24 protein-coding genes are annotated in these 22,322 nt (G+C 68.8%); 13 read left to right on the top strand and 11 right to left on the bottom strand.

Translation table 11 applies throughout. The features are described 5' to 3' along the window. Positions 1–175: 175 nt before the first annotated feature. From EV651_RS16950 to EV651_RS16935, 4 genes are all read left to right on the top strand, one after another. Positions 176–946: a carboxylesterase gene (locus EV651_RS16950; RefSeq protein ID WP_133786170.1), complete on the top strand. Its 771-nt coding sequence runs from the start codon at positions 176–178 to the stop codon at positions 944–946. Beyond that, positions 939–1,649 carry a hypothetical protein gene (locus EV651_RS16945; RefSeq protein ID WP_133786169.1) on the top strand — a complete coding sequence of 237 codons (711 nt, stop codon included), beginning with the start codon at positions 939–941 and terminating at the stop codon, positions 1,647–1,649. The genes EV651_RS16950 and EV651_RS16945 overlap by 8 nt, the downstream gene beginning before the upstream one ends. Before the next feature lie 70 nt (positions 1,650–1,719). Further along, a complete protein-coding gene (locus EV651_RS16940) occupies positions 1,720–2,961 on the top strand; it encodes a TIGR00300 family protein (RefSeq protein WP_133786168.1) in 1,242 nt (413 codons plus the stop codon). 25 nt (positions 2,962–2,986) lie between these two features. Next, positions 2,987–3,409 carry a nuclear transport factor 2 family protein gene (locus EV651_RS16935; protein ID WP_166658633.1) on the top strand — a complete coding sequence of 141 codons (423 nt, stop codon included), beginning with the start codon at positions 2,987–2,989 and terminating at the stop codon, positions 3,407–3,409. Here the strand turns inward: EV651_RS16935 and EV651_RS16930 are convergent. Beyond that, complete coding sequence (locus EV651_RS16930; protein ID WP_133786166.1) at positions 3,406–3,924, bottom strand: hypothetical protein; 519 nt, start codon at positions 3,922–3,924, stop codon at positions 3,406–3,408. The two genes, EV651_RS16935 and EV651_RS16930, sit on opposite strands and share 4 nt — an antisense overlap. Positions 3,925–4,017: 93 nt before the next feature. On the opposite strand from EV651_RS16930, the gene EV651_RS16925 reads away from it, so the two are divergent. After that, the gene (locus EV651_RS16925) at positions 4,018–4,767 is read left to right on the top strand and encodes an enoyl-CoA hydratase-related protein (RefSeq protein ID WP_133786165.1); all 750 of its coding nucleotides are present in this window, start codon (positions 4,018–4,020) and stop codon (positions 4,765–4,767) included. A 40-nt stretch (positions 4,768–4,807) separates the two neighbouring features. Continuing rightward, positions 4,808–5,548 carry a phytanoyl-CoA dioxygenase gene (locus EV651_RS16920; protein WP_133786164.1) on the top strand — a complete coding sequence of 247 codons (741 nt, stop codon included), beginning with the start codon at positions 4,808–4,810 and terminating at the stop codon, positions 5,546–5,548. A gap of 86 nt (positions 5,549–5,634) precedes the next feature. On the opposite strand, the gene EV651_RS16915 is transcribed toward EV651_RS16920, so the two are convergent. The 7 genes from EV651_RS16915 to EV651_RS16885 all read right to left on the bottom strand — a co-directional run bounded on the left by EV651_RS16915 (position 5,635) and on the right by EV651_RS16885 (position 11,143). After that, complete coding sequence (locus EV651_RS16915) at positions 5,635–6,330, bottom strand: endonuclease/exonuclease/phosphatase family protein (RefSeq protein WP_133786163.1); 696 nt, start codon at positions 6,328–6,330, stop codon at positions 5,635–5,637. Then, positions 6,327–7,469 (bottom strand): ROK family glucokinase, encoded by a 1,143-nt coding sequence (locus EV651_RS16910; protein ID WP_133786162.1) that lies wholly within the window; start codon positions 7,467–7,469, stop codon positions 6,327–6,329. The genes EV651_RS16915 and EV651_RS16910 overlap by 4 nt, the downstream gene beginning before the upstream one ends. Positions 7,470–7,549: 80 nt before the next feature. Then, positions 7,550–8,509, bottom strand: a complete 960-nt coding sequence (locus tag EV651_RS16905; RefSeq protein WP_133786161.1) for an ROK family glucokinase — start codon at positions 8,507–8,509, stop codon at positions 7,550–7,552. After that, a complete protein-coding gene (locus EV651_RS16900; RefSeq protein WP_133786160.1) occupies positions 8,500–8,931 on the bottom strand; it encodes a hypothetical protein in 432 nt (143 codons plus the stop codon). The genes EV651_RS16905 and EV651_RS16900 overlap by 10 nt, the downstream gene beginning before the upstream one ends. After that, positions 8,928–10,232, bottom strand: a complete 1,305-nt coding sequence (locus EV651_RS16895; RefSeq protein ID WP_133786159.1) for an ArsA family ATPase — start codon at positions 10,230–10,232, stop codon at positions 8,928–8,930. Before EV651_RS16895 ends, EV651_RS16900 begins: the two co-directional genes overlap by 4 nt. A gap of 4 nt (positions 10,233–10,236) precedes the next feature. Beyond that, complete coding sequence (locus tag EV651_RS16890; protein WP_133786158.1) at positions 10,237–10,677, bottom strand: SRPBCC family protein; 441 nt, start codon at positions 10,675–10,677, stop codon at positions 10,237–10,239. 4 nt (positions 10,678–10,681) lie between these two features. After that, positions 10,682–11,143: a polyketide cyclase / dehydrase and lipid transport gene (locus tag EV651_RS16885; protein ID WP_133786157.1), complete on the bottom strand. Its 462-nt coding sequence runs from the start codon at positions 11,141–11,143 to the stop codon at positions 10,682–10,684. Between the two features lie 105 nt (positions 11,144–11,248). On the opposite strand from EV651_RS16885, the gene EV651_RS16880 reads away from it, so the two are divergent. From EV651_RS16880 to EV651_RS16855, 6 genes are all read left to right on the top strand, one after another. After that, positions 11,249–13,048 carry a long-chain fatty acid--CoA ligase gene (locus EV651_RS16880; RefSeq protein ID WP_133786156.1) on the top strand — a complete coding sequence of 600 codons (1,800 nt, stop codon included), beginning with the start codon at positions 11,249–11,251 and terminating at the stop codon, positions 13,046–13,048. A 92-nt stretch (positions 13,049–13,140) separates the two neighbouring features. Then, positions 13,141–14,055 (top strand): ABC transporter ATP-binding protein, encoded by a 915-nt coding sequence (locus tag EV651_RS16875; protein WP_202870363.1) that lies wholly within the window; start codon positions 13,141–13,143, stop codon positions 14,053–14,055. Beyond that, positions 14,052–14,816: an ABC transporter permease gene (locus EV651_RS16870; protein ID WP_133786155.1), complete on the top strand. Its 765-nt coding sequence runs from the start codon at positions 14,052–14,054 to the stop codon at positions 14,814–14,816. Before EV651_RS16875 ends, EV651_RS16870 begins: the two co-directional genes overlap by 4 nt. Before the next feature lie 24 nt (positions 14,817–14,840). Continuing rightward, positions 14,841–16,076 carry a histidine kinase gene (locus tag EV651_RS16865; RefSeq protein WP_133786154.1) on the top strand — a complete coding sequence of 412 codons (1,236 nt, stop codon included), beginning with the start codon at positions 14,841–14,843 and terminating at the stop codon, positions 16,074–16,076. Next, a complete protein-coding gene (locus EV651_RS16860; RefSeq protein ID WP_133786153.1) occupies positions 16,069–16,710 on the top strand; it encodes a response regulator transcription factor in 642 nt (213 codons plus the stop codon). Before EV651_RS16865 ends, EV651_RS16860 begins: the two co-directional genes overlap by 8 nt. 103 nt (positions 16,711–16,813) lie before the next feature. Then, positions 16,814–17,194, top strand: a complete 381-nt coding sequence (locus EV651_RS16855) for an STAS domain-containing protein (RefSeq protein ID WP_166658632.1) — start codon at positions 16,814–16,816, stop codon at positions 17,192–17,194. Positions 17,195–17,245: 51 nt separating this feature from the next. Here the strand turns inward: EV651_RS16855 and EV651_RS16850 are convergent, their stop codons facing one another. From EV651_RS16850 to EV651_RS16840, 3 genes are read right to left on the bottom strand one after another with little or no spacing between them, the layout of a single operon-like run. After that, positions 17,246–18,151 carry a carbohydrate ABC transporter permease gene (locus EV651_RS16850; protein ID WP_133786151.1) on the bottom strand — a complete coding sequence of 302 codons (906 nt, stop codon included), beginning with the start codon at positions 18,149–18,151 and terminating at the stop codon, positions 17,246–17,248. Next, positions 18,148–19,050: a carbohydrate ABC transporter permease gene (locus tag EV651_RS16845; RefSeq protein ID WP_133786150.1), complete on the bottom strand. Its 903-nt coding sequence runs from the start codon at positions 19,048–19,050 to the stop codon at positions 18,148–18,150. Before EV651_RS16845 ends, EV651_RS16850 begins: the two co-directional genes overlap by 4 nt. Before the next feature lie 3 nt (positions 19,051–19,053). Then, complete coding sequence (locus EV651_RS16840; protein ID WP_133786149.1) at positions 19,054–20,409, bottom strand: extracellular solute-binding protein; 1,356 nt, start codon at positions 20,407–20,409, stop codon at positions 19,054–19,056. A gap of 175 nt (positions 20,410–20,584) precedes the next feature. Between EV651_RS16840 and EV651_RS16835 the strand changes: the two genes are divergently transcribed. Beyond that, positions 20,585–22,315, top strand: a complete 1,731-nt coding sequence (locus EV651_RS16835; RefSeq protein ID WP_133786148.1) for a glycoside hydrolase family 36 protein — start codon at positions 20,585–20,587, stop codon at positions 22,313–22,315. The last annotated feature ends 7 nt before the right edge of the window (positions 22,316–22,322 follow it).

Below are 22,322 nucleotides of genomic sequence, written 5' to 3'. Positions count from 1 at the left end.
CCCTCCGGTGCGGACACTACGTTCCAGCTTCCCCCTCAGGCAATGTCACCGCCAGGAATGCGGGTGTCGCTCACCGTGTTGTCACCTGGATGCAGACTGGACGCAGCCCAGATGCGACGATTGTCACGCGCTTCACAGCGCGGTTGTGAGGACAGTGAACGGCGAGGAGTCGAGCGTGCCAGTGCAAGCCCACGCGGAGGAGTTTCGCAGTCCCGGCACCGGGGAGAACGCCGCCGTCGGCGTACTGCTGAGCCACGGATTCACCGGCTCGCCGAAGTCGATGCGGCCGTTCGGTGAGCACCTGGCCGCCGAGGGGTACGGCGTCGCGGTACCGCGGCTGCCCGGTCACGGGACCAGCTGGCAGGAGATGAACAAGACCGGCTGGCCGGACTGGTACGCCGTACTCGACAACGAGTTCGAGCGGCTGCGCAAGGAGCACGACCGGGTCTTCCTGGTGGGGCTGTCGATGGGCGGCTGCCTGGTACTGCGGCTTGCCGAGCAGCACGGAGCGGACGTATCCGGTCTGGTCCTGATCAACCCGTCGGTGCGCACCGACGACAAGCGGCTCGCGCTGCTGCCGGTGCTGTCCAGGCTGGTGCCGTCGTTCCCGGGCATCTCGAACGACATCAAGAAGCCCGGCGTCGACGAGGGCGCGTACGACCGGATGCCGCTGCGGGCGCTGCACTCGCTCTCGCAGCTGTGGAGGATCACCCGGGACGATCTGGCGAAGATCACGCAGCCGGTGCTGTTGTTCCGCAGTACTGTCGATCATGTGGTGGAGCCGAGCTCGGGGCGGGCAGTGCTGTCCTCGATCTCGTCCCGCGACGTGACCGAGACCCTGCTCGAGGACAGCTACCACGTGGCAACCCTGGACAACGACGCACCGCGGATCTTCGCGGACTCGACAGCCTTCATCAGCCGGCTGAGCGAGCACACCCATGCGTGACAACGGACTGACCGCGACGTCGTACACGTCGCTCGGGGGCATCGATCCGCTGGTCGCGGAGCCGGTGCTCGACGCGCTCAAGGCGGCCGGTATCGCGGCGTACTGCGAGAACCAGAGCGAGGCCCTGCGTGAGGTCGCGGCGCCGGAGGAGGCCGAGGAGCCGGTCCGGATCCCGGTCGGGTACGACGAGATCTTCGTCGACGCCGAGGCGGTGGAGCGGGCTCGCCCGGTGATCGACCGCAGTACCGAGGACGCCGAGTGGCAGTCGCTGGTGGAGCAGTTCAACCAGCCGTCCGCGCCGGGGCACGACGGCGGCGAGGAGACGGTCGCGCGCTGGCCGGCGAGCGAGGACATAGACGACAAGTACGAGCCGCTGATCGACGTACCGGCCGGGCTCACCGTCGAGGAGAAGAAGACCGAGGACGCGGAGCCGCCCGCCAGGAAGGCCGACGACCCGCACGACCACTACGTCCCGCCGGAGCCCCCGCGCGGCCCGCGCCTGGACTGGATCAGCCGGCTCGCCTGGCTCGGGCTGCTGGGCGGCCCGCTGCTGCTCATCCTGGCCGCCCTGCTCGACTTCGGCACCGGCCGGATCACCACGCTCGCGGTCACCGGATTCATCGGCGGCTTCCTCACGCTGGTCTTCCGGATGAAGGACCGGCTCCCTCCGGGCGACGGCGGTGACGACGGAGCGGTCGTCTGAGGTTCTTCGTCTGCGTTAGAGTGCGGATCGTCGGACAATCTGACGACATCACTCGTTTGGGAGGGCACCCGTGCAGGTCACCGAGACTGTCGAGATCACCGGCCACCTGATGGACTCCGGGCTGCTGTCCCGGGTGCTCGACGACATTCGCGGGTACGGCGGCGAGTACACGCTGGACAAGTTCGATCTCGGCTACGACAAGGACGACCCGTCCACGGTCCGGATGACGGTCGGCGCGGAGGACGAGGAGGCGCTGCAGCGGCTGCTGATGCGGATCCAGACCAAGGGCGCGAACCTGGTCGATCCCGGTACGCCGGAGATCACCGAGGTCAGCCAGGACGGGGTGTTCCCGGACGGGTTCTACTCGACCACGAACCTGCCGACGAGCGTCCGGCTCGGCGGCCACTGGGTCACCGTCCAGAACCCGGAGATGGACTGCGGCCTGCTCGTCGAGGGTGACCCAGAATCCGGCACCGTACGGACCATCCCGATGTCGGAGGTCCGCGCCGGGATGAGGATCATCACGAGCGCGCAGGGCGTGCGGGTCACGCCCCCGATCGTGACGAGCACCGCGGACGGATTCGGCTTCATGGAGTCGGACGTGTCGTCGGAGAAGCCGCAGCGGGTGCTGGTCAAGCAGGTCGCGGACGGGATGCGCGAGGCCAAGGCGAACGGGCAGAAGGTGCTCTGGGTCGGCGGGCCCGGCATCGTGCACACCGGCGCCGCGCCCGCGATGGTGGCGATCGTGGAGGCCGGGTACGTCGACGTACTGTTCGCCGGCAATGCGCTCGCGACGCACGACATCGAGTCGTCGCTGTACGGGACCTCGCTCGGCGTGGATCTCGCCCGCGGGCGGGGCGTCGAGCACGGGCACGAGCACCACATCCGGGCGATCAACACGATCCGCAAGGCCGGGTCGATCACGGCGGCGGTCGAGCAGGGCGTGCTGACCTCCGGCGTGATGCACGCGCTGGTTCGGCAAGGGAAGAGTTTCGTGCTGGTCGGGTCGGTGCGTGACGACGGGCCGCTGCCGGACGTCTACACCGACGTCCTCGAGGGCCAGCGCGCGATGCGGGCCGAACTGGACGGCGTCGGGTACTGCCTGATGGCCGCGACCATGCTGCACTCGGTTGCCACCGGCAACATCCTGCCGGCGTCGATCCCGCTGACCTGCGTGGACATCAACCCGGCGACGGTGACCAAGCTCGCGGACCGCGGCTCGTCCCAGGCCCGCGGGATCGTCACCGACGTCGGCCTGTTCATCGAGCACCTGGCCCGCGAACTCTCTCCGTCGTACGCCGACATCAAGTGACCCAGTCGGCATAGAGACTGGTTTGGTGACTGAAAACTTCGAGTCGTTTCTGCGGCGTTTCGAGGAGGCCAACACCGCGTTCGTCAACGGCGATCCGTCGTTGTGGTTGCCGTTGGTGTCGCGCAGCGAACAGACCTCGATCTTCGGCGGGTTCGGCGGGCAGGAGGTCGGCTGGTCCGAGATCGGGCCGCGGTACGAGTGGGCGTCCTCGCAGTTCGTCCCCAGCGGCGCGAAGATCGAGTTCGAGTACCTCGTCAAGCACGTCGGCGCGGACACGGCGTACACGGTCGCGATCGAGCGCGGCACCGTCCAGCACGTCACCCAGCCGGCCCCGGTGCCGCACCTCCTGCGCACGACGATGGTGTTCCGGGCCGAGGACCGCGCGTGGAAGATCACCCACCGCCACGCCGACCCCCTCAACCCGACATCGTCCCCGTCGGGGCCTTAACGGCCCAGGTCGCGGTGCCCGCCGGGGCGATAGCCGCTGCCCTCCCGGCGGCCCCACTCCGGGCTGTTGCCGGCCCGCACTTCCGGTCCGCCGGCGTCCAGGCCGCGCGACATTGCCTTGCCGGCGTCGGGACCGTGCTGAACCGTCCGCTGCAACGCGTCGGCGAACTCGATCACCTCTCGGACCTCGTCCTCGACGTCGAAGTCGTTGCGGGCCAGGGTCCTCGTGCCCGCCCGCGGAAAGTTGTGCCGCAGGACCACAGCCTCCGTGTAGGTCTTGTCCGGCTTGATGAACGCGTTGTCGCGATCCGGTGCCACCAGCAACTGCTGCTGCTCCGCATGCGAGCTCTGACCGACGGCATGCAGCCAGCCGTCGTCGTACCGCTTGGTCTCGGAGAAATCGGAACCCTTCGCCGCGCAGGTGGCCCGCACCGCGTCGATCAGATCCTTGCCTTTGATCGGCCGATCGAACCGGACCGTCTGCCGGACGTTCGAGCCACTGATGTCAATCGTCATCCCGGCACCTTTTCACGTCATCGGGCCGACCTGTCCGCACTGTCCCGCTTCCCTGGACATGACGGCCGGACCGGAAGCGTGTTGGATGGCCGTATGACGGAACTCGTGCACCTGGACACCGATGGCGGCGTTGCCACGATCACGCTCGATTCGCCGCACAACAAGAATGCGTTGTCGCAGCAGTTGACCGGCGAGTTGCTGGCGCGGCTCGATGCGGCGGGTGGGGACGATGCGGTGCGGGTGATCGTGATTCGGTCGGCGCTGGACGTGTTCTGCTCGGGGGCCGATCTGTCCGAGGCGACCACCGTCGGGATGGGCGTCGGCGCGCAGCGGATGGTCGACGTACAGCGGGCGATCGTGGCGAACCCGAAGCCGGTCGTCGTGCGCGTCGCGGGCCCGGCGCGAGCGGGCGGCATCGGGATCGTGGCGGCGGCCGACATCAGCGTCGCCGGGGAGAGCGCGACGTTCGCGTTGACCGAGGTCCGGCTGGGGCTCGCGGCAGCGACGATCTCGCTCACGGTCCTCCCCCGCCTCACGGACCGCGCGGCGGCGTACACCTTCCTGACCGGCAACGCCTTCGACGCCCTCGAGGCCGCACGCCTCGGCCTGCTGACGCTGACGGTGCCGGACGCCGACCTGGACGCTGCCGTCGACACGGTGCTCACGTCGCTGCTGAAGGGCGCACCACAGGGCCTGCGCGAGACCAAGAAGCTCCTCAACCGCGAGTTGCTCGCCGACATAGATGCCCGCGGCAAAGACCTCGCCGAGCTGTCCGCATCCCTGTTCGGGTCCCCCGCCGCCCAAGAAGCCATGCTCGCGTTCCTGAACCGCAAGAAGAGCTAATTCGTTTGCCGCACATCCATGCCGCTGATGGACTGGCGGCATGCGGCAGCTCACCGAGGCACAGCGCACGCAGTTCCGGAACCATGGGTACGTCGTCGTGCCCGGCGTACTCACCGACCAGATTGCCGCCGCTCGCCGCGTTGTCGGCGAGATGCTCGAACGCCAGCCGCCGGAGGGTGTCGGCGCGCACTTCCTGTGGCCCGCCCTCGACGACGGACACCCGCTGCTGGCGTTGTACCGCGCAGCTGGGATCGCAGAGCTGGCCGCCCAGTTGCTGCGGCCGGAACTGGAGCTTCTCGAGCCGGACCAGGCCCAGGTCGCGACGACGATCCCGCCGTGGCCCCACCGGCCGGGCGGACCGCACGTCGACGGGATCACGCCGTGCCTGGAGGACGGCACGCCGGGGACGTTCACGATGCTCGCCGGATTGTGGCTGACCTCTCACGAGGAGCTGGACCGGGGCAATCTCTACCTCTGGCCGGGGACGCACCTTCGCTTCGGCGAGTACCTTGCCGACCGTGGCGCCGACGCGCTGTCCCGGGTCGACGAGATGAATCCGGGCCCCTACCCCGACATCCCGCTCGGCGATCCGATCCAGACCACCGGAGCGGCCGGCAGCGTCCTCTTCGCGCACTATCTGCTGGCGCACAACATCGGCGGCCACTCCGGCAGCGCGGACGACGTACGCCGGGAAACCCTGTACTACCGGCTCCGGACCACGACGCATCGCGCGAACTGGCGTGAAGCCGTCACCACGCCCCTCCTCGAGTTCAGGGCCTGAGCTCCACCTTGTGCATGAGATCCGTACGCCGGTGGTCGCGTCACGCGGATCTGGTGCACAAAGTGGAGCCTCGCGGCGGGCTGCGGTCAGGCTTGGAGCTCGATGAGGAGCGGTAGGTGGTCGGAGGCGGCGGCCAGGTCGTCGCGGGTGGCGGGGACGTGGCGGAGCCGAGCGTTGACCGTCGGGGAGAGTAGGGCGCCGTCGATCCGTTTGTGGGGGTCGGTGGAGCTGAAGGTGGGGCCGGTGTCGGCGCCCAGGTCGACGAGGCCTTCCTCGGCCAGGCGTTTCCAGACGGGTCCGTCGGGTTCTTCGTTGAGGTCGCCGGCCAGGAGGTACGGCGTACCGAAGGTGCGGCAGCGGTTCAGGATCTGTTCGAGTTCGTGCTGACGGCCGAGGATGTGGAGCCCGAGGTGGCAGCAGACGACCGCGAGTCGGGTGGTACCGACGAGGACGTGACCGCCGACGGCTCCACCGGGCAGCTGCGTCGCGATGAAGTTCAGCCTGCGGCGGACGAAGGGCCGCCAGATGCGCCAGCGCACGGGCTCGCCGAGGTCGATGCCTTCGGCAACCAGGATTGCGTTGCGGGCGGAGCCTGCGGCGTACCGCAGGCCGAAGGTGGCGGCCATGGCCCGGCGCTTGCGACGGGTGCCGAACCAGGTAGGTGCCTCCTGCACGAGCATCACGTCCGGCGCGCACGCCCGCACCACGCGAGCGAGCGCCGTGCGGTCGTCTCCCCACCGGTGCACGTTGTACGACAGCACCCGCAGGGCGCCGTCACTCATGCCTCAGGGTCGCCGTTCAGGTCAGCCGGGTGCAGGTCGGCGTCCTGCGCCGCGGCGCGCATCCCGGTACGCCGTCCCGCGGTCTTCCGGGCCGCCCGCTCGAGGCGTGTCGACCGTCCGCGCGCCGCAGCCGTCTTCGCGGTCACGGCAGTGGTCTTCACCCGGACCCGGCGCAGCCACGTCGCCTCTTCACGCGCGAGGTCGGCCGCACCGACCAGGCCCGCCTCCGGCCCGAGCACCGCGCGGACGATCCGCGCCTCCGGGCGGAACCCGCGACCGGTCAGCGTCCGCTTGAACGCCTCCCGCGCCGGCGCCAGTAGCAGCTCGCCCGCGTCGGACACGCCGCCGCCGATCACGAAGGTGCCCGGGTCGAGTGCGGCGGCCAGGTTCGCGAGGCCGATGCCGAGCCAGCGGCCGACGTCCTCGAGCAGCTCGACCGCGACCGGGTCGCCGTCCTTGGCCAGCGCGGTCACCATCGGGCCGTTGATCTTGCGCGGATCGCCCTCGGCCGCCCGCAGCAGGTTGTGTGCGACCGGCGAACCGGACAGCGCCAGCTCACGGGCCTCGCGGGTCAGCGCGTTGCCGGAGGCGTACTGCTCCCAGCAGCCGCGGTTCCCGCACTCGCAGCGGTGACCGCCCGGCACGACCTGCATGTGCCCGAACTCGCCCGCGATCCCGAACTTCCCGCGCTGCAACGCGCCGTCGTTCAGGATCGCGCCGCCGATGCCGGTGCCGAGGGTGACGCACACCAGGTGGCTCTCGCCCTGACCGCCGCCGAACCGCCACTCCGACCAGGCGGCCGCGTTCGCGTCGTTCTCGACCACGACCGGCAGGCCGAGCCGGCGCTCGACCGCGTCCCGCAGCGGCTCGTGCCGCCAGGCGAGATGCGGTGCGAACAGCACCGACGACCGGGTGCCGTCGACGAACCCGGCGGCGCCGATGCCGACCGCGATCACGTCGTGCCGCGACTCCAGGTCGCGCACGATCTCCGCGATCGCGTCCTCGGTCTCCTTCGGGTCCGTGGTCGGCGTGTCCCGCCGCAGCCGGTCGAGGATGTTGGCCTCCGGGTCGACCACTCCGGCGGCGACCTTGGTCCCGCCGATGTCGATCCCGATTGTCAGTGCCTGCGTCAGAGCCAAGGTTCGACCTTCCTCGCGACCCCCGCCGGGCCAGGATGTGTCCCGGGTCCAGTATCCCAGGTGATGACCGTCATCGACGGCTACAGCGTCGGGACGGGCCGGCGGGCCAGGTCGGCGGCGCCGATCAGGCCGGCGTCGTTGCCCAGCTCGGCGAGCGTGAACGGCGCGTGCGGGCGGTTGGCCTTGGCGGGCAGCACCTTCTCGAACGCGTGCACCGCGGACTTCATGATCAGATCCTTCGCCGCGCTCACACCGCCGCCGATCACGACCAGCGACGGGTCGAAGATCGTCGCCAGGCTCGCGACGCCCTCACCCAGCCAACGGCCCAGGTCGTCGAGCAACTCGACCGCGCACGGGTCCCCCTGTACCGCCGCGTCGGTGATCATCGGGCCGGTCAGCTCGGCGGGGTCGGTGATCCCGCACACGCTCAGCATCTGCACCGCCGCCAGCGAACCCGACTCGGCCTGCGCCCTGCCCTCGCGCACCAGCGCCTTGCCGGAGGCGTACTGCTCGAGGCAGCCGCGAGAACCGCAGCCGCACCGGTGTCCACCGGGTACGACGCGCATGTGGCCGAGCTCGGCCGCCACTCCGTGGGCACCGCGCAGCATCTCGCCGTCGATCACCACGCCGCCGCCGATCCCGGTGCCGACCGTGATGCAGACCATGTCCTGGACGTCCTTGGCCGCGCCGAACGCGAACTCGCCCCAAGCCGCCGCGTTCGCGTCGTTCTCGACCACGACCGGGACCTTCAGCTGCTCCGCGACGCGTGCACCGAGCGGCTCGTCCCGCCAGGCCAGGTTCGGCGCGAACAGCACCGTCGACCGGTCCGAGGAGACGAACCCGGCCGCGCCGATCCCGACCGCTTCCACGGCATGGTTCGCGATCAGCTCGGCGGCCGCGTCGCAGATCGCCGCCGCGGTGGCGTCGACCGAGTCGGCCGGGGTGTCGCGATGCGTGCGGGCGATGATCGCGCCGTGCTCGTCGACCACGCCGGCCGCGATCTTCGTACCGCCGACGTCGATGCCGATCGTCAGTCCCATGGTTCGGGGTCCTCACTCACGTCGATCCGGTCCACCCGGGACCGGGTCGATTCTTGGGCCGCTTCCTCCTCCGTTGGCGAGGAGCGCGACGCTGCGTCCTCCCGCGTCTGCCGGGCCGCGTCCGCGGCGGCCTCCAGCAGAGATCTCAGTGAGCCGAGCACGAGCGCGGCGGCCGTCGACAGCTGCTCGATCGTCTCCGGGCTGGTGTTCCGCACCCGGTGGATCAGCTGACAGACCGGACACCACACACAGTCGGGCCCCAACTTGTGCTCGTGCTCTGCAGTGCCGTGCTCTCCAGGGTCGTGCTCTCCAGGGTCGTGCTCGGCCTCGTCGGCAGGCGGCGCGTCACGGGCAGCGTTCTGCAGTACGGCGAACAGCTTCGCCGCCTCCTCAGCGACCGAGCCGACAGGTTCCTTGCTCACCTTGCGGCCTCGCGGCGGGTGAGTTGCTCGTGGTACTCGGCGGTGAGGCCCTGTGCCAGCTCCTGGGCCGACTCGAGCGGCCCTGACCCGCTCGGGACCTCGGTAGTGACCGGTCGCGCGACCTCCCGCGGCGAGAAGCGCACCTGCAACCGGCCTTCGTCCAGCCGGGCGCCCGCGACCACGCCACGAGCCAGGGCGGCCGGCAGCGGCAGCACCCGGCGGTACGACCCGACGGTGATGATCAGCTCGTCCCCGTGCCGCGCCAGCTCCAGCTCGTCGGCGGATGCCAACGGCAACGGCATCGTCAGCGTGTACGTCCGCCCGTCGGTGTCGATGTGGCGATCCACCCAGAGCGACGTGTCGTCCGTGGCGCGCGCGAACGGGTCGTCCCCGCCGTACATCTCCACCGCGAACGCGGCCAGTTCCTCGACGCCGACCGGCTCACAGACGCGGTACGGCGACTCCCAGATCGGCAACGGCCGGAACGAGTCCGCGACCTCCTCGAGAATCCCGCGCTGCGCCGCGACCCACTGCCGGCGCCACGTGTCGGCCCCGGCGGCCGGGAAGACCCGGTTCGCCACGACACCGTCCACGCGGTACCCGTACAGCGACAGCCGGGTGAGCGACCGCCGCGCCTCGGCGACCACGACCGCCTCCGGCGTCAGCACCAGCCGCACCGAGGCGTCCGGGCCGGCCAGCAACGTGCGGATGTCGGACAGATCGGCCTGCAGGCGCCGCAGCGCGTCGAAGACCGTGTCGTCCGGCATCGGGATGCTCGACCCGCGGCTCAAGAACGGCCGGAACGTCCGCATCATCTTGCGCTCGGCGTTGAAGATCCGTTCGAGGTACCAGTTCAGCGCCTCGGGCAGCGCCAGCAGCCGGAGCGTCTCCGCGGTCGGGGCGCAGTCGACGACGATCACGTCCCAGCGGCCGGAACGGACGTGGTCGCGGACCTCCAGCAGCGCGAGCACTTCCTCGGCGCCGGGCAGCACGGTCAGCTCCTCGGCCTCGACCGGGTCGACCCCGACCATGTGCAGCACCGACCGCAGATACGCCTGGATGTCGCCCCAGGACCGCTCGAACTTGCGCTGTGCGTTGATCTGCTGGACGAACAGCAGGTCGTCGATCTCGGTCGGCTCCGGTCCGACCTCGGAGTCGAACGCGTCCGACAGTGAGTGCGCGGCGTCCGTCGACAGCACCAGCGTCCGCAGCCCGCGCAGTGCCGCGAGCGTGGCCGTCCCCGCGGCGGAGGTCGTCTTGCCGACGCCGCCCTTACCTGTGTACAGCAGTACCCGAGTCACTGGATCAGGACTCGACGCGCTTCTTGAGGCCCTTGAGGGCCGTGTCGATGATGACCTTCTCGGCCTTGCGCTTGAGCATGCCGATCATCGGGATCGCCACATCCACAGCCAGCCGGTACGTCACCTCGGTCCCCACTCCACCTTCCGGGCCCAGATCCTTCAGGACGTACGCGCCGTCCATCCCCTTCACCATCTTCGCCTCGACCAGCGTCCAGGTCACCTCGTTGCGGGACCAGACGTAGGCCAGCGTGTACTCGTCGGAGATCGCGCCGGCGTCCACCTTGAACCGCACCTTGTTCGGCCGGCCGGCCTCGTCGGTGGACAGCACCTCGGTCTCCCGCATCGAGTCGGCCCATTCCGGGTAGGCCGCGAAGTCCGCGATCACCGCCATGATCTCTTTGGGGGTCGCGTTCACCTGGATGGTCGAGGTGGTCTGTTCCGCCATCGATTCACCTCTTCGCTTTGCCCGGGGTCTGCGGGACGACCGGACCCCCCGATGGGTCCGTGTCCTCCCCGGAGACTATCGCGGGATCGGATCCGGTACGGCGTTCGCCCGCCGCGCGGCCCGCTTCGAGTTCGTCCTTGAACGCCCACAGGCGCTCCCGGTACGTCGCGACGTACCGCTCCTTCAAGCGCTCGGCCCCGCGGCCGCGGACCGGCTTCGCGGGATCGGCCCGCAGGTACCAGTGCACGACGACCCCGTCCCGGACCGCTTCCAGCCACCATTCCGCCGTACCGATGGCGGCACCGGTGACCACCCAGCGGACCCCCTCGCGACCGCGCCGCTCGGACGGCGTCAGCGTGAGGTCCGGCCACCACTCACGCCACAGGGTGTCCGAACCGAGTCGCTCGGCGACGTAGGCTGGATCAGCAACGACCAGGTCGTCGCAACTGATGTCGAGCAATGGCATGCCTAGTTCCTAGTTCCGTGGGTCACATAAACCTGGCTACTTGTGGGTAGGTGACTGTAGCGTGCGCCGGAAGTCGACAATTCGGGACCGACTGAGGAGACGCGGATGCGTGAGTACACCGTTCCTGCTGTGACAGAACCGCCCACCGGGAGCCTGAGCGACCCGGTGTGGGCGAACGCGTCCTCTCATCCTGACACCGCGGTGTTCAGCCGCCGTACAGGGGCTGGTGCAAATTCAGACTGGACCGATGTCACCGCGGCGGAGTTCGCGCAGCAGGTCACGGGCGTCGCGAAGGGCCTGATCGCGGCCGGCGTGAAGCACGGCGAGCGGGTCGCTCTGCTGAGCGCGACGCGGTACGAGTGGACCCTGATCGACTACGCGATCTGGAGCATCGGCGCGGTCACCGTGCCGATCTACGAGACCTCCTCGACCTCGCAGATCCAGTGGATCCTGACCGACTCCGAGGCGGTCGTCGCCGTCGTCGAGAACGGGACCCACGGCGCGGTCGTCGAGTCGTCCCGGGCCGAGGCGCCCGCGCTGCAGGAGGTCTGGCAGATCGAGGCCGGCGCCGTCGACCAGCTCACCGCGCTGGGTCTGGACGTCACGGACGCCGAGTTCGACAAGCGCCGCTCCGCGGTCGCGCCGTCCGACCTCGCGACCCTGATCTACACCTCCGGTACGACGGGACGCCCGAAGGGCTGCAAGATCAGCCACTCGAACTTCCTCGACGAGCTCGGTCCCGCGGTGAAGATCCTCGACGACCTGTTCGACACCACGGGCGCGAGCACCTTGCTGTTCCTGCCGCTCGCGCACGTGTTCGCCCGGATCATCCAGGTCGGCTGCGTGATGAAGCGGGTCAAGGTCGGGCACACCGCCGACGTGAAGAACCTGGTCGAGGACCTCGGGGCGTTCCGGCCGACGTTCATCCTGAGCGTGCCGCGGGTGTTCGAGAAGGTGTTCAACTCGGCCAGCCAGAAGGCGCACGCCGACGGCAAGGGCAAGATCTTCGACGCTGCCGCGGAGACCGCGATCGCGTACTCGCAGGCACAGGACAAGGGCGGCGCGTCGTTCGGGCTGAAGGCGAAGCATCTGCTCTTCGACCGGCTCGTCTTCGGCAAGCTGCGGGCGGTGCTCGGCGGCCAGGTGCAGTACGCCGTGTCGGGCGGCGCCCCGCTCGGGGACCGGCTAGGGCATTTCTTCCGCGGTATCGGCGTACCGGTCCTGGAGGGCTACGGCCTGACCGAGACCACCGCCGCCGTATCGGTGAACCTGCCCGACGACCTCCGCATCGGCACCGTCGGCCGGCCGCTTCCTGGTGTGACCGTCGGTGTCGCGGACGACGGTGAGCTGCTCTTCAAGGGCGGCCAGGTGATGCAGGGCTACTGGAAGAACGACGAGGCGACCGCGAACGCGATCGACGCGGACGGCTGGTTCCACACCGGCGATCTGGGCGAGTTCGACGTCGACGGGTTCATCAAGATCACCGGCCGGAAGAAGGAGATCCTGGTGACCGCCGGCGGGAAGAACGTCGCGCCGACGATGCTCGAGGACCAGATCCGGCTGCACCCGCTGGTCAGCCAGTGCATGGTCGTCGGCGACGGCAAGCCGTTCATCGCCGCGCTGATCACGATCGACCCGGAGAACATCGTTCCGTGGGCGACCGAGCGCGGGAAGCCGACCGACCCGGCGGCCCTGACCCAGGACGCCGACCTGATCGCCGAGGTGCAGAAGGCGGTCGATGACGCGAACGCCTCGGTCTCGCACGCCGAGGCGATCAAGAAGTTCTCGATCCTCCCGATCGACTGGACCCAGGAGTCGGGCGAGCTCTCTTTGAAGCTCTCCCTGCGCCGCCACATCGTGATGGAGAAGCACGGCGCCGACGTCGAGGCGCTCTACGCGAAGTAGGTAGGTGTAGCCCGGCATCACCCGAATGGCTGATGCCGGGACCAGCTCGTCGGGCGATGTGCGGACGGTACGCCGTCCGCGAAGCTCGGCGTATGACCAGTACTTCTCCCATCGTCGAAGTCAGCAGCCTGCGCAAGGCGTACGGCGGGCGCGCTGTCGTCGACGACGTGTCGTTCACTGTCGACGAGGGCGAGATCTTCGGGATCCTCGGGCCGAACGGCGCCGGTAAGACCACCACTGTCGAGTGCGTCGAGGGGCTGCGCATCCCGGACGGCGGGCGGATCCGCGTCGCCGGGCTCGACCCGGTCGCCGATCATGCCGCGGTCACGCAGGTGCTCGGCGCGCAGCTGCAGGAGAGCGAACTGCAGGCCAAGCTCACCGTCCGCGAAGCGCTCGAGCTGTACGCCGCCCTGTATCCGAACCCGGCCGACTGGCGGCCGCTCGCCGAGCGACTCGGTCTGACCGGCAAGCTGAACACCCGGTTCGGTGCCCTCAGTGGTGGCCAGAAGCAACGACTGTTCATCGCGCTCGCGCTGATCGGCAACCCGCGTGTCGTCGTACTGGACGAGCTGACCACCGGTCTCGACCCGCGTGCCCGCCGGGACACCTGGGAGATCGTCGAGGACGTCCGCGCAGGCGGCGTAACCGTCCTGCTGGTCACGCACTTCATGGAGGAAGCGCAGCGGCTGTGCGACCGGATCGCCTTGATCGACAAGGGCCGGATCACCGCACTCGACACGCCGCAGGGACTGATCAGCCGGACCGCGGGCTCCACGATCATCTCGTTCACCCCGTCGGCGCCGCTCGACGACGCGGACCTGGCCGCGCTGCCGGCGCTCGCGTCGGTCGAGGACAAGGACGGCCGGATCACCCTCGGCGGATCCGACGAGACCGTCACCGCGCTGCTGTCGCTGCTCGCCCGGCACCGCATCACCGCGCACCAGCTCCGCGTCACCGACGCCACCCTCGACGACGCCTTCCTCGACCTCACGGGAGCCACCAAATGAGCACGATCACGGCGGTACGCCGTCCTTCGCCGAGAACCGCCGTACTGCGGTCCGAGGCGCGACTGTTCCGCCGGGAGGCCGGCAGCCTGTTCTGGACGCTCGGCTTCCCGCCGCTGCTGCTGGTGATCCTCGGGTCGATCCGCAGCTTCCGGAAGTTCGACGAGGGGCTCGGGATGCGGGTCATCGACGTGTACGTTCCGACCCTCGTCCTGGTCGCGCTGATCGTCACCGGCCTGCAGGCGATGCCGCCGGTGATCACCGGCTATCGCGAACGCGGCATCCTGCGCCGGATGTCCTTGACCCCGGTCCGGCCGTCCGCGCTGCTCACCGCGCAGATGGGACTGAACGGCGCCGCGGGCGTGCTGTCCGCGCTGGTCTGCCTGACGATCGGGCGGCTCGCGTTCGACGTACAGCTGCCGAAGCAGGCCGTCGGCTACGCGCTGGCGTTCCTGCTCACGGTCACCGCCGCGCTGGCCCTCGGCGCTCTGATCTCGGCGCTCGCTCCGACCGCACGGCTCGCCGCCGGCATCGGCATGGTGGTGTTCTTCCCGAGCCTGTTCTCCGCCGGCCTGTGGGCTCCAGTTCAGTCGATGCCGCACACACTCCGGGAGATCGTCGTACTCCTGCCCTTCGGGGCCGCCTCGCAGGCGCTCGAGCAGGCCGCGGCCGGGCACTGGCCCGACTGGTCCCATCTGGGCGTGCTGACCGCGTGGGCGGTAGTCCTGACGGCGGCGGCCGCACGATGGTTCCGGTGGGAGTAGGCCCCGTTCGTGCACACTGGAGAAGTGACAACGGCGGACAGCGACCTCGACCGGCACGAGGCGGCGTTCCATCGTTGGGCTCCGTACTTCCTGCTGGGCCTCGGCTCCTTGCTGGCCCTGGCGACCGCGGACCAGATCATGCCGTCGAGCCGGGAGCAGATCACGGCGTACGTTCTGGTCGGCGCCGCTCTGCTCCTGCAGCTGTGGTGGAGCCGGAGCGGCCGCCTGTACCGCGGGCCGAATGCCGTGTCCGTGACGTACTACGTGATCCGCTGGGCGATCGCGGCCGTGCTGACGATGCTGAGCGGCTTCTTCGCGTTCTACGTGGCGGCGGGATACTACGACGCCGACGAGGTGATCCCCGGCCGGAAGGCGCGGCGACTCGCATTCTTCGCCAGCTCGATCCCGATCGCCAGCGCGCAGACCGGAAGCTTCCCTCCCGAGGGACGCACAGGCTGGCTGGCCTTCGCCGGTCTGCTGGTCGCGAACAACGCTTTGGTGACCGTCGCGAAACACCTCGCCGACCAGCAGGAGGCACGGTCGACGGCGCGGGCCGTGACGATCGCCGAGCTCGAGCAGGCGCACGAGGAGAACGCCGCGTTGCAGGCCCAGCTCCTTGTGCAGGCAAGGGAAGCGGGCATCGCGGACGAGCGGCGCCGGCTGGCCGCGGAGATCCACGACACCATCGCGCAGGGGCTGACCGGCATCATCGCGCAGCTCCAGGTCGTCGCGAACTCGTCCGACCCGGAAACCGTCAAGGAGCATGTCGGCCGTGCGACCGATCTCGCCCGGCACAGCCTGGGCGAGGCGCGCCGCTCGGTGCAGAACCTCGCTCCGGCCGGCCTGTCGTCCGACGGTCTCCCCGAGGCACTCCGCAAGACCGTCGACCAGTGGTCCGAGCGGACCGGCGTACCTGCCGAGTTCACCCTGACCGGTACGGCGCAGCACCTGCACGGTGAGTTCTCGGCGACCGTCCTGCGGATCACGCAGGAGGCGCTGGCGAACGTGTCGAAGCACGCCGCCGCGACCCGCGCCGGCGTGACCCTCAGCTTCATGGACGACGAGGTGACGGTGGACATTCGCGACGACGGCAAGGGTTTCGATCCGCTGGCGCTGTCTGCCCGGACCGGCACCGGCGGCTTCGGCCTCGACGGGATGCGGGCCCGCGCCGAACGCATCGCCGGCTCCCTGACGGTCGAGTCCGAGCCAGGGTTCGGTACGGCGGTGTCTGCTCGCATACCGTTGGTTCTCAATGGCTGATTCATCTGGGATCTCACTCCTTCTCGTCGACGACCACCCTGTCGTTCGCAACGGTCTGCGTGGCATGTTCGAGTCCACGCCCGGATTCACCGTGCTCGCGGAGGCGTCCAACGGCGTCGAGGCGGTCGAGCTGGCCGCGGACCTGACCCCGGACGTGATCCTGATGGACCTCCGGATGCCGGGCGGCGGCGGGCTCGACGCGATCACCGAACTGACCCGCCGCGGCATCCGCTCGAAGGTGCTGGTCCTGACGACCTGGGACACCGACACCGACACACTGCCGGCGATCGAGGCGGGCGCCACGGGCTACCTGCTCAAGGACGCGCCGCAGGACGAGTTGTTCAACGCCGTCCGGCAGGCCGCTGCCGGTCGTACGGTGCTCTCCCCCGCGGTCGCATCGCGGCTGGTGTCGGCAGTCCGCTCGCCGGCGCCGAGCCCGTTGGCCGCGCGCGAACGGCAAGTCCTGGAGCTGGTCGCGAAGGGTACGTCGAACCGCGACATCGCCCGCGAACTGTTCATCAGCGAGGCCACGGTGAAGACCCATCTCAGCCACGTCTTCACCAAACTCGGTGTCACCGATCGCGCCGCAGCCGTTGCCAAAGGCTACGAACAGGGAATCCTCGGTCGCGACTGACGAACGTTTGAACTTCACCGTGCCCGCGGCGCAGGTTAGCCGCGGGGTACTGGGACGCATGAATCCACCCCGTGCGATCAGGTCCGCCCACCGACCGGCAGAGGTGAGCGCGCCATTCGTCTGTAGCTGGAGTGCTGTCGGCGGCTGTGCGGTCGTCCGGGCGGCGGGCACCGTCGACGTCCGGACCGCCCCCACCTTCGCGCACGAACTCCAGCACGTCATCACCACCAAGCTGCCGCGCCTCGTCGTCGACCTGCGGCGCGTCACGGCGATGGAGGCCACCGGCCTCGACGTTCTCGCCGACGCGCACGAACTCGCGGCCCGGCACGGCGGCTGGTTGCGCGTCTCCGGAGCCGGCCAGTGGCTGGCCGACCTCACCCGGGCCACCGGCGCCAGCCGTCCGCTCGATCACTATCCCACCTTGGCGGAAGCACTCCCGGCGTACCGACCGGCGATCAGCGGGCTCACCTCCCCCGCCACGTAGTTCGCACGTCCGGCATCGCCCGATGGGCTGATGCCGGACGTGCGACAGCTGTCAGGTCTTGGAGCCGGACAGAGCGATACCTTGCACGATCTGGCGCTGGGCGATGATGAAGATCAGCAGCATCGGCAGCGCCGCCATGGTCGTGGCCGCCATCAGGCTCGTCCAGTCGGAGGAGTAGGCGCCCTTGAACTGGTTGACCACGAGCGGAATGGTGAAGTTCCGATCGCTGTTCAGGAAGATCAGCGGAGAGAAGAACGAGTTCCACTGCCCGAGGAACACGAAGATGCCGAGGGCCACGAGTGGCGTACGCAGCAGCGGCAGGATGATGGTCGTGAAGATCCGGACCCGCCCCGCGCCGTCGATCGAGGCGGCTTCCTCCAGCTCCAGCGGAATGCCACGGACATATTGGCGGAGCAGGAAGACGCCGAAGGCGTTGAACAACGCCGGCGGGACGATCAGCGCCAGGTGGGTGTCGATCCAGCGCAGCTGCCCCATGATGACGTACAGCGGGATCACGGTCAGCTGGAACGGAACCATCATGGTGGCCAGGAAGATGCCGAAGATCACTTTCCGCCCCGGAAAACGGATCCGCGCGAAGGCGTAGGCCGCCATCGAGCAGGTGATCAGGGTGAAGAGCGTGACCAGGGCGGCGATATAGGCACTGTTGAAGTACGCGCGCGCGAAGTCCGCGCCCTGCCAAGCCGTGACGAAGTTCTGCGGCTGCCAGAGCTTCGGCAGCAGTTTCGGCGGCTGGGCGAAGATCTCGTCCAGCGGCTTCATGGCCGAGAACAACATCCACAGGAACGGCACGAACATCACCAGCGAGCCCGCGACCAGCAGCAGGTGCAGCGGAATCCAGGACGGCTTGAACCGCCCCCCGCCCAGGCCATGAGAAGCATTCTTTCGACGCGCCGCCTCGAGGTCCCGGGCGGCGATCTCGCTTGATGAGGAAGTCATTCGGTGTAATGCACCCATCTCTTCTGAGCAAGAAACTGGAGGCCGGTCAGGGCCAGCAGGACGAGGAACAGGTAAACCGCGATGGCCGCGGCGAACCCGAACTTGAACTCACGGAAGGCGATGTTCACGATGTCGTACACGATCGTGTGGGCGTTCGCAGGTGCTGAGGTGTCGAAGAAGAAGTAGATGTAGTCGAACACCTGGAAGGACCCGATGATCGAGGTGATCGACAGGAACAGGATGGTCGGCGACAGCAGCGGCACGGTGATCTTGCGCAGCTTCTGCCATTCCGAGGCGCCGTCGATGTCGGCGGCCTCCATCAGGGTGGGCGAGATGTTCTGCAGACCGGCGACGAACATCACGATCATGTAGCCGAGGCCCTGCCAGATCGACACCAGGGCGATCGCGGGGATCGCGGTCCCCGGGTCCTGCAGCCAGTCGGGTGGGTTGGGCACCCCGAGTGACTTCAGCAGGGAGTTGATGGGACTGATCTCGGGGTTCAGCAGCCAGAGCCAGACGGCGCCCACCGCGACGGTCGACGTGACCTGCGGCGCGAAGAAGAAGATCCGGTAGAAAGGCGTCAACCGCCCCGCCTTCTGGATGAAGAACGCGAAGAAGAAGCCGGTGATCAGCAGTCCGGGGACCTGGAGAGCGGTGAACCACGCGGTGTTCAGCCAGGACTGCCGCAGCTGGGCGTTCTGCCAGACACCGGTGAAGTTCTGCAGTCCGACGAACGTGCGCGAGCCCAGGCCGTCCCAGCTCGAGAACGACAGAACGATGGCGAAGATCAGGGGCCCCACCATGAAGGCGATCAGACCGATGAGCTGAGGTGTGAGAAAGGCGTAGCCCCACAGTGCTTCGGTCCGCCGTCTGCGCTTCACATCGGGCGCGAGCGCCATGGCTCAGCTCCCGTTGTTGATGAACTTGCAGATCTTGTCGGCCCACACCTTCGCGCTGTCGCCGGCCTTGATCGACTTGTCCATCTCGGTGCCGAGGTTGGCTCCGACCTCGGCCTTGGACGCGATGGCCGACGGGATGGCGTACCCCTTCTTGGCGGCTTCCGTGAAATAGGCACAGTGCTCGGGCTGCTTGTTCTCCATCACGACCTCGTCCAGTCCGGCGACGGCCGGTACGGCGTTGCCTCCGCCGGAGAGCCGGGCCTTCTGGCCGTCCTTGGAGACGAAGCGGGTGGCGAAGTACATCGCGGCTTCGGGATCCTTGGCCTTGGCGTTCACGGCCATGGCGGCGGTGTAGACGATCGCCGGGGGCACGGTCTTCCCGTCGGCGGACGCGAACGGTGCGATGTCGTAGCCGAACTTCAGCTTCTTGAGGTTCGGGAGGATCCAGCGTCCCACCTGGCAGCTGGCCAGTTGCTGGCTGTAGAACAGGGCGTCGATGGCCTGCCCCTTCGGCAGCGACCCGCCGTAGGTGATGTTGCCGCTGGCCATTCCCTCCCAGAGCCACTCGAGGGTCTCCATCGACTTCGCGTCCTCGTTGAAGATCATCTTGTTGCCCTCGACGACCTTGCCTCCGAACGCGGTCATCCAGCTGAGCATGGGGCCGAAGCCGCCTTCCAGCACCATGCCCCGCTTGCCGGTGGCCTTGATCTTGGTCAGGAAGTCGTCTACGGCGTCCCGGTTCCAGCCGCCGGATTCGTGCAGCTGCGCGGGGTTCTTGGTGATGCCGGCGGCCTCGCACATGTCCTTGTTGAACCAGAACACGATCGGGTTGCAGTCGACGACCAGGCCGTAGGTGCCCGGGCTGCCGTCGGCAGGTTTGCACCAGCCCATGAGGTTCGGGTACAGGTCGTCGATCTTGACGGGCGAGTCCGGCTTCGACGTGAACTCGGTGAAATCGGCGACCTTCTTGGACTGGATGAGCCGTTGCATGCCGGAGTCCTGCACGTAGAAGACGTCCGGAGCGCTGCTGCCGGCGAGCTGCGTGAGCAGCTTGGCGCCGTAGTCGCCGACGACCACCTGGAAGGTGACCTTGGTCCCGTGCGCGGCCTCGTAGTCCTTCGAGATCTGCCGGAACCGTTCGGCCTCGCCCGGGTTCGCCCAGGAGGCCCACGTCACGCTGCCGCCGGTGCCTCCCGCACCGCCGGCGCCGCCCTTGCCGGCCGAAGCCGAGGTGCCGCCCGCGCTACCGCCGGCGCAGGCGGTGAGCAGTGCGCTCGACCCCGCTCCGGCGAGGGCCGCACTGGCCAGGAAACCACGACGTGTGATCGGTCGCCCGAAGGGCCTTTCATTTATCGGCATGACAGTTCTCCTTCTCTTGGTTCGGTTTTCGGCAGACGGCCACACCGGCGAGGTCGGAGCTGAGAGCCGGCCCGGCGGCTCCTCGAAGTAGGCGGATTTAGCGGTAAAACCTAGGGACGTCAGGCAATTCCGTCAATACTTCGGAGCATTCAGTTTTACCGCTATAGTCCGGCCCGTGACGACATTTGAGATCCAATCCCCCGACGGTCGCACCGTACGGACCGGGAGCCTGGCCGGCCCCGGCACGATCACGCCGCGTCCGGCGGCCGAGCCCGGTGTGCTCCGGTACGACGTGACTTCCGGCGCAGCTGCCGGTGGGCCCGTGACGTTGCGCTGGACCTGGCCGGCCGACGACGCCGTGACGCTCTGGCGGCCGCTGCAGGATTCCCGGCGCAACCTCCCCACCGACTGGGGCTCGCACCGCGAGGTCCGCTCCGTCCGCTCGGCCCCGGTCGCGTCCCTCGTCAACGGACAGGACCGGGCGATCGCCACAGTCTCTTTGTCGTCGAACGTCCGTGGGTGTGACTTCGCCGTCGGGGTGAGCGAGGAGATCGCGGAGCAGCTGATCGAGCTGACCGTGACGGATCTCGAGGGCGAAGGCTTCGCTCTGCGGATCGATGTGCGGGCCCAGCACTTCGCCGAGGCGTTGCGTGCCGTGACAGCGGAGTGGGCGGCCGAGCTGGGTGACCGGATCGCCGACGTACCGGCGGTCGCGCTACAGGCGATGTATTCGACCTGGTACAGCGACCACCAGCACGTCTCGGCCGGGTCCGTCGAGCGGCACGCTCGCGCGGGTTCGGCGTACGGCACCCAGGCGGTCATCGTGGACGACGGCTGGCAGACCGACGACACGCGGCGCGGGTACGCGTACTGCGGCGATTGGGAGCCGACCAGCCACAAGTTCCCCGACATGGCCGAGCATGTACGTCGCGTGCACGCGCTCGGGCAGCAGTACGTGCTGTGGATCGCGCCGCCGCTGATCGGTGTGCACTCGAAAGCCTGGGACAAGCTGAAGGACCGCACCCTCGGCTTTGCCGACGGCGAGGTGACCGCCGTCCTCGACCCCCGCTGTCCCGAGGTCCGCGAACACCTCCTGGAGTGCTGCGTTCGTCCAGTGCGGGACTGGGGCGTCGACGGCCTGAAAATCGACTTCATCGATTCCTGGGCGCGGACCGGCGTCCCTCCGGCACCGGGCGGTGACTGCTCGTCAGTCGACGAAGGCGTCGAGCGGTTCTTGCAGGCCGTCACCGACGAGCTGCGGAAGCTGCGGCCCGACGTGCTGATCGAGTTCCGGCAGGACTACGTGCACCCGAGGCTCTGGCGGTTCGGCACGTTCCTGCGCGCCGGCGACTGCGCGCTCGACGCGGTGGAGAACCGTGTCCGCACGATCGACTGCCGTCTCCTCGCCGGTGACCGCGCGGTGCACTCCGACATGCTGATGTGGCACTCGTCGGCGTCGGCGGAGAACGTCGCGCAGCATTTCATCGGTGCCTTGTTCAGTACGCCGCAGGTGTCGATGGAGTTGGACGCGCTGCCGCCCGGGCACGAGCAGGTGGTCCGGTACTGGCTCGGGTTCCTGCGCGATCACGCCGACGCGCTGCTGCACGGCGTACTGCTGCCGTCGCGACCGGATGCGCGGTACACGCAGGTTCGTGCGGTCGGTGCGACGGAAACGGTGGTTGCCGTGTACACGAATCCTGTCGTGCGGGTACAGGAGTCGTGCACCGTCGTGGTGAACGGTGGCGCCGAGCGGCGACTGTACGTCGAAGGTGCGTGCGACCGGCTTGTCGACCTCGTAGTGTCGGACTGTTCGGGCCGCGAGGTGCACCGAGAGACGACAACTCCGCCTGAGGTGTGGACGATCGACGTTCCGGTGGGCGGGTCGGCCCGGATCGTGTGGGACTAAGGGGGAA

Origin of the sequence: Kribbella sp. VKM Ac-2571 (assembly GCF_004362255.1) — a bacterium.
Lineage (GTDB): Bacteria > Actinomycetota > Actinomycetes > Propionibacteriales > Kribbellaceae > Kribbella > Kribbella pratensis.
This window is presented reverse-complemented; position numbering and strand designations above follow the sequence as displayed.